The sequence below is a fragment of the Stenotrophomonas sp. P5_A9 genome (assembly GCF_056400525.1).
Genome location: NZ_JBFULC010000053.1, coordinates 22,616 through 29,721 on the forward strand (window position 1 = coordinate 22,616; position 7,106 = coordinate 29,721).

5 protein-coding genes are annotated in these 7,106 nt (G+C 66.5%); 1 reads left to right on the plus strand and 4 read right to left on the minus strand.

What is annotated here, in order from left to right; translation table 11 throughout:
- Positions 1-98 precede the first annotated feature (98 nt).
- A complete protein-coding gene (locus AC1DR7_RS15790) occupies positions 99-2,426 on the plus strand; it encodes a TonB-dependent receptor (protein WP_478051816.1) in 2,328 nt (775 codons plus the stop codon).
- A 93-nt stretch (positions 2,427-2,519) separates the two neighbouring features.
- Here AC1DR7_RS15790 and AC1DR7_RS15795 read toward each other — a convergent pair whose 3' ends face one another.
- The 4 genes from AC1DR7_RS15795 to rnd all read right to left on the minus strand — a co-directional run bounded on the left by AC1DR7_RS15795 (position 2,520) and on the right by rnd (position 6,810).
- Complete coding sequence (locus AC1DR7_RS15795; RefSeq protein ID WP_478051817.1) at positions 2,520-3,695, minus strand: serine hydrolase domain-containing protein; 1,176 nt, start codon at positions 3,693-3,695, stop codon at positions 2,520-2,522.
- A gap of 196 nt (positions 3,696-3,891) precedes the next feature.
- Positions 3,892-4,989 carry a hypothetical protein gene (locus AC1DR7_RS15800; protein WP_457321395.1) on the minus strand — a complete coding sequence of 366 codons (1,098 nt, stop codon included), beginning with the start codon at positions 4,987-4,989 and terminating at the stop codon, positions 3,892-3,894.
- A 94-nt stretch (positions 4,990-5,083) separates the two neighbouring features.
- Positions 5,084-5,587: a hypothetical protein gene (locus AC1DR7_RS15805; protein ID WP_457321393.1), complete on the minus strand. Its 504-nt coding sequence runs from the start codon at positions 5,585-5,587 to the stop codon at positions 5,084-5,086.
- 143 nt (positions 5,588-5,730) lie between these two features.
- Positions 5,731-6,810: a ribonuclease D gene (rnd, locus tag AC1DR7_RS15810; RefSeq protein WP_478051818.1), complete on the minus strand. Its 1,080-nt coding sequence runs from the start codon at positions 6,808-6,810 to the stop codon at positions 5,731-5,733.
- Positions 6,811-7,106 lie beyond the last annotated feature (296 nt).

Genomic DNA, 7,106 nt, shown 5'->3' on the forward strand with positions numbered 1-7,106 from the left:
CAACATCCACGCAATAACGTGCCGCATCGCTGCGTAAAACAGCGGTGTTCATCCGCGTGCGCCGCACGCCACCCGTTCAGCACTCCCCGAGACCCTGCATGCCTGCCTACCGCAACACCCCCGTGTCGATGCCGTCCCGTTCCGCCGTCGCACTGCCGCGCCGCCACGCCCTGGCGCTGGCCTGCGCCACCGCCTCGCTGTTCGGCCTGGCCGGCACCGCACTGGCCCAGGACGCTACGCCGACCTCGCTGGACGCCATCACCGTCAATGCCGACCACCGCGAGCGCAACCTCCAGGAAGTGCCGGTCTCGGTCGGCGTGGTCCAGGGCGAGAAGATCCGCGACTACACCGCCGGCGGCGATGACACCCTGCTGGCACTGTCGGGCAAGGTGCCCAGCTTCTACGCCGAGACCACCACCGGGCGCATCTTCCCGCGCTTCTACATCCGTGGCCTGGGCAACATCGACTTCTACCTGGGTGCCTCGCAGCCGGTCTCGATCATCCAGGACGACGTGGTGCTCGAGCACGTGGTGCTGAAGTCCAACCCGGTCTACGACGTGGACCAGATCGAAGTGCTGCGCGGTCCGCAGGGCACCCTGTTCGGCCGCAACACCACCGCCGGCATCGTCAAGTTCGACACCATCAAGCCGAGCCAGGACGCCAGCGGCCGCGTGCAGGCCAGCTATGGCAGTTACGGTAGCGTGGCCATCGACGGCGGCGTGGGCGGTGCGATCAATGACATCGCCTCGTTCCGCGTGTCGGCGCTGTACCAGCACCGCGATGACTACGTGGACAACACCTACACCGGCCCCAGCGCCGATGGCACGGTGTCGCCGAAGAACAACGCCATGGGCGGCTTCGACGACCGCAACGTGCGCGCACAGCTGCTGCTGCAGCCGAGCGAGAACTTCTCGCTGCTGGCCTCGGCCCATGCGCGTGACTACGACGGCACCTCGACCCTGTTCCTGCGGGGTGCGGTCACCAAGGGCTCCAACAAGACCGACGTGGCGCGCGATCGCGTGGCCTACGACGAAGCCGACAACAACCCGCAGTCCTACAAGACCTACGGCGGCTCGGTGAAGGCAGTCTACGATTTCGGCAATGTCTCGCTGACCTCGATCACCGCCTACGAAACCACCTCCGGCTACAGCCGCGGTGATACCGATGGCGGCGCGGCGGCCAACTTCCCGGTCAATGGCGTGGCCAACGGCTACGGCCAGTCGATGGGCCAGATCCGCGACCTGGACCAGTGGACCCAGGAAATCCGCCTGGCCAATGGCGATGACAACCGCCTGAAGTGGCAGGTCGGCGCGTTCTACTTCGATGGCCGCGACACCACCGATTTCTACCAGCGCGCCTGGTTCCTGCAGGGCAACGCGCGCAACCCGAACAACTGGGTGCGCCTGCGCAACGTCAACACCTCCTGGGCTGGCTTCGGCCAGGTCAGCTATGACGTCACCGACAAGTTCACCCTGACCGCCGGCCTGCGCCAGACCCGCGATGAGAAGCACACCCGTCTGCTCAAGACCGCCGACACCGCCGCCGGCGTGGTGACCTACAAGGGTCGCACCGACGTGGAAATGGCCGACACCACCCCGAGCTGGGACGTGAGCGCGATGTACGCGTTCAACCCGCAGTTCAGCGTGTATGCGCGCGTGGCCCGTGGCTTCCGTGGCCCCACCATCCAGGGCCGTTCGGCCGTATTCAACGCCGACTTCACCACCGCCGATTCGGAAACCATCCTGTCCTGGGAAGCGGGCATCAAGAGCAGCCTGTGGGACAACCGCCTGCGCGTGAATGCCGCTGCGTTCACCTACGTGGTCAACGATATCCAGCTCAACGGCAACGACTCGGACGGCAACGGCGTGCTGTTCAACGCCGACAAGGCCAAGGCCTACGGCCTGGAAGCGGACATGGAGCTGCGCCCGGTTCCGAACCTGAGCCTGAGCGCCGGTGTCAGCCTGCTGCACAGCGAAATCCAGGACGACCGCGTCTATGCCCAGGTCTGCGCGCTGAACGGCGCGGTGGTGTGCACGGTGAACGACCCGACCATCAAGGTTGGTGCCAACACCTTCGCCCAGATCAACGGCAACCCGCTGCCGAATGCGCCGAAGTACAACATCAACCTCGCCGCGCGCTACGACGTGCCGGTCAACGACAGCGATGTGTTCTTCGTCTCCACCGACTGGAACAAGCAGGGCTACACCAGCTTCGTGCTGTACGACTCGGCCGAGTTCAACTCCAAGGGCAGCTTCGAAGGCGGCCTGAAGCTGGGTTACTCCGGCAACTACGGTGCGTGGGAAGTGGCGCTGTTCGCGCGCAACATCACCAACGAGAAGAACCTCAAGGGTGTGATCGAAAACTACATGGCCGCGGTGTACAACGAACCGCGCACCGTGGGTGTTTCGCTCAACATGAACTGGTAAGTGGCGAGGGCATCGGCACCGCGCAAGCGTGGTGCCGATGCCGGATGCTCTGCGATAACAACGCCCTGCCTGTGCAGGGCGTTGTTGTTTCGGCTACGGGGTTGCTGGCGGCATCGCCGGGGCCAACCCGGCGAACAAACCGCCGAGCACGCCCATCGTGGCCTTGTCCGCGCCCATGTCTTCGGCGGCGTTGGCAATGGCGATCACGCCATTGTTCTGTGCGGGGAACAGCACCACCCAGGCCAGCCAGTTGCCATCGGAGCCGCCGTGCACCAGCACGGGGCCCTGGCGACCGGCGATGGACGGCTGCACGCCCCAGTCCAGCCCGGATGGGCTGCCGGTCTGCGCGGTCTGCATCAGCGCGTACGAGGCCGGGGTCAGCAGTTTGCCCTTGCCTTGGCTACCGGCCAGCTGATCGATGGCAAACAGCGCCAGGTCCTGCAGGCGCATATGCAGGTTGCCCGCTGCGGTGTAGATCGGCGGCACGCCGTCATCGGCCTTCTGCGGGGCGGCGGTCACCGGCTTGCCGCCGCGATGGCCCAACGGCTGCCCGGCAGAAGTGGGGCCGAATCCGGCACCGGTCATGCCCAGCGGCTGGAACACCTCGCGCTGGATCAGCGATTCCACATCCTTGCCGGTGGCGCGCTCGGCGATCACCGCCGCGATCAGGAAGCCGCTGTTGCTGTAGGCGAACGCGGTGCCCGGTGCATGCACGGGTGTTTCGGCCAGCGCGGCCTTGATGTAGGCCTCGCGCTGCACGGGCAGGGGCCGGGGGTCCACGAAGAAGGCATCCAGCGCCGCGGCGTCGGTGAGGTTCTCCGGCAGCCCGGCGCGATGCGACAACAACTGCACCAGCGTGACCTGTCGGTAAGCCGGATGCATCTGCTTGGCCAGGTCGGGCAACAGCGTGGACAGCGGTGCATCCCACGTCAGCACGCCCTGTTCGACCAGACGCGCGATCATCGCTACGGAGATCGGCTTGCCCGTGGAACCGATCATCCACGGGTCCTCGACGCTGGCGGCTATCTTCCCATCGCTGCGGCGCACCCCGCTGACCGCCTGGTCGGCGACCTTGCCGTCGCGGATCACCAGCACGCCCATGGCCGGGGTCGACGTGCCCTGCATGGCCTGTGTGATCGTTGAGGTCAGATCGTCCGCGGCACTGGCGCTGGCCGCGACAAGCAGGAGGGAGATGCCCAGCCAGCGGCGCAGACCACGCGCGCTGGGGTGGGGGCAGGCTGCGGTCCGTCGGTGTGTGATCGTGTGCATGGGAGTCCTTGCGCAGCAGCGTGGGCAGGACCTGTGCCAATGGCAACGATCCCGCAGGGTGCAGTGTCCGCAGCGCCTGGGTACAAGCGTGCTGCGTTGATTGCGACTCACTCTTGCACTTCCGCTGCGCGCACGTATGTGTCTGCAGTCATGCCCGCGTACACGTGTTGCGAGAGGCGACAGCGTCGCCTCGTGCCTACTTCGCGCCTGCTGATCCGTCCACCGGCTTGCGCAGCGACACCGGCGTACCCAGCAGCGGATCGGGCGTGCCAGCACGGCCCACTACCTGCACCTGCATCGGTTCTAGGCGGGCGAGCAGCGCCTTCTGTGCGGGCGTGAGGGGGGTTGAGTTGATGCCAACAAGGACCCGCGCGGCTTTCATGGGCGCAGGTGACAGGTGGACGGTGAATCGGCGAAGCAGGCAGTCGCGGGTCGTCGCATTGATGTCCTCGCAACGATCGGGGCCGTGGTAGTCCACATCGGCATTGGCCACGATGGCGCGGGCGGCGAGCACGATCTGGCCGGGCTTCACGGTAAATGCGAGCGGCGCGGCTGCACTCGGTATGCCGGCCCGCACGCGAACCGCAGGCACATCGCGCTCCCGGGTCTTCTCCAGCCAGGCGCCCTCAACGTGGCGGGGAACATCATACGTTTCGGTCCTGTATGACATGCAGTTTCCCGAGGCCACGTGCACGGACGTGCAGACCTGGCGCGAATGCGCTTCATCGATCGAGCCTGGCGGCGACCAGATCTTTTCGCGATAGGACTGGCGGTAGGTCACCTGCTCCAAACGCACGCGTCCCTGCACGCCATCGGTTTCGCTGTCGGAATTTTCCGGTTTGGGCAGGTTGGCCAGCGTGGCATCGATGCGATAGCTCTCGGCGCTGGTCAGGCGATAGGTGCCCGGCGCAATGACATGCACTTCGAACCCGGTCCACAGGTAGACCATCGGCTTCCTTTCCAGCGTATTGGCGGAGAATCCGGGCATGTAGTGCTGGCTCGGAGACTGCTCGTTCTGCCAAAACGTACGGGCAGACAACGGCGGCAGCTTGTGGAAGCTGTCGGCTAGAAGAAAGCCTGGAACCAGGGAGGTCCCCCACATCTCATCATAACTCTGCGGATAGGGGACGGGCGTCAGCACCACCACCATGCCATCGCGGGTGGCGCCATCGATGACGTCCAGTATTCCATTCACGTGTTCGATGTTGGGGTCGGGCTGCTCGGCGACTGCAATGTCGATCGAGATGCTGGTCAGCAGGGCGCACATCAGCAGCGTCTTGGTATGCACTGGCATTGGGAGATTCATCCTTGAGAGCGGTTCACGTTGCCGTGGCAATCGGCACGGTGCGCCGTGCGTTCCACAGATGCCGCAACGCTATCACGCCCGATCAGCGCAGCGTCGGCCTACCTGCGCAATACCGCGAACGCTCCCTCGGCGCCGGTGCGTGCCAGATTTCATTGCCGCCATCACCGTCGCCCTCGTAAAAGGCGATACGCCCTGCTTCATCGTGGTGCAGGGTAGGGCTGAACGCCTCGGCGTCGCTCCTGCCTTCGGGGTTCATAAAGCGGATCTCGCCACCACAGACGAAGTTCGACCCTGGCTCGCGCCCCAACGCGGCACACGTGACCTGCGAGGATTCTGCGACCACCGGGCCGGGCAGTTTCGGGGCGATGAGGCCGCGGTCGGCAAGCGCGCAGAAGTAATCGGCGACGGCGCTGCGGATCTGTGCCTGGGACGGCATCCAGTCCGGGCAGCTGTAAGGGTCGGGTGTGCAGCTGCTGGCGGGCGCGGTGTCGATGGCCGCTTGCGGCATGGCCGCCGCAGTGAACGGGGACAGGGCGAGCAACGGCAGCAGCAACGACGGCAGCAATCGCAGCAAGGGCAGGGTCATGAAGCGCATCGCACGGAAGGGTTGGCGGGCTTGCGGTGGCCCGCGTAGATGACGATGGACGCTCGGACAGACACCGCAGCACCGGCGCATACTGCCGCCGGTGCACTGTCGTCTCCCCACCTGTCGTTGCGGTATCCGGCGGCTTACGCGGCCGGCAGCAGCGGGGCCAGGACCGGCTCCAGTTGTTCACGCCGCCAACCGGCCAACGCGGGCGGCCACTGGCCACTTTCCAGATAGCTTTCCAGGTGCTTGCGCGAGGCCAGCACGCCGTCGGGCAGGCCCAGTTCGGCGGTGCGCGCGCTGACCGCATCCTGCAGCCGCTTCAGCGCCTGCTTGTTGTTGTCGTTGGCCGGCAGCGCCAGCGGTGCGTCGGCTTCGTCGTCCAGCGGCGTGGTCAGTGCCTGCCAGACCTGGTTGGCCAGCTTGCGCGGTGCCTTGGGGAAGCTCTCCATGAGCTTTTCCAGTGCCGGCACGTCGGCGGGCGGCGTGCGCGCGAGCACGGCCGCCAGTTCGTTGTCCAGGATCCAGCTGCGCGGCTTGTCGCTGCTGCGGGCCTGCACATCGCGCCAGCGCAGCAGGCGCAGCAGGCGGATCTGCGCGGCGTCGTCCATGAACTGGGCCGAGCGCATCGCCACGTGCGGCCAGCGGTCTTCGTCGTTCTCGACGCTGCCGAGCAGGCGTCCGGCGTCGTCCTGCAGCCACTGTCGGCGATCGAGCTCGCCGAGTTTGGCGTCGATCGCATCGTGCATGGCAAACAGATACTCGACGTCGTCGGCGGCGTACTCCAGCTGCGATTCGGACAGGGGGCGGCGCATCCAGTCCGAGCGCGTCTCGCCCTTGGCCAGGGTGACCCCGGTGATCGCATTGACCAGCTTCTGGTAGCCCATGCCGCCGCCGATGCCGGCCAGCGACGCGCCGATCTGGGTGTCGAACAGCGGACGCGGCAGCACGCCGCAGGCGACCTTGAAGGTCACCAGGTCTTCGCTGGCGCTGTGCATGATCTTCAGGATGGAGGTGTCGGCCAGCCACGGGGCCAGCGCCTCGTTCATGCCGGGGATCAGCGGGTCGATCAGCAGGATTTCATCGCCGACCGCCATCTGCACCAGGGCCAGTTGCGGCCAGTAGGTGCGTTCGCGGATGAATTCGGTGTCCAGCCCGATCCGGGTGGGGCGCTGGCGGTAGCGCTCGTCCAGCTCCGCCGGGGTTTTGATCCAATAAGCCACGTGGGTTCCGTCAACTGCAGGGGGTGCTCAGGGGATGAGGATAACGCGCCGTGGTCGGCGCGCGCGCCGGTATCATGATCCGGTCGTCGTACGGTCGCTGTGACCGTGCGCTGGCTTGCCCCTCCCGTCCCGGTTCGGCGATGCTCGTGCCTGGCTGCAAGGAACCCGATGTTGCGCACCTCCGCTTCCCTCCCGCCGCTGCTCGCTGTCCTGCTCGTGCTGGCGGCCTGTTCTGCCGATGCACCGCCGCCGGCCGCCGCCCCGACGGCGCCCCGGCCGGCGGCGCGCAGCGCGCC

Bases quoted from the DNA above. Each gene is read 5' to 3' on its own strand.
- AC1DR7_RS15790 (WP_478051816.1), top strand. From the start codon at position 99: ATGCCTGCCTACCGCAACACCCCCGTGTCGATGCCGTCCCGTTCCGCC.
- AC1DR7_RS15795 (WP_478051817.1), bottom strand. From the start codon at position 3,695: ATGCACACGATCACACACCGACGGACCGCAGCCTGCCCCCACCCCAGC.
- AC1DR7_RS15800 (WP_457321395.1), bottom strand. From the start codon at position 4,989: ATGCCAGTGCATACCAAGACGCTGCTGATGTGCGCCCTGCTGACCAGC.
- AC1DR7_RS15805 (WP_457321393.1), bottom strand. From the start codon at position 5,587: ATGACCCTGCCCTTGCTGCGATTGCTGCCGTCGTTGCTGCTGCCGTTG.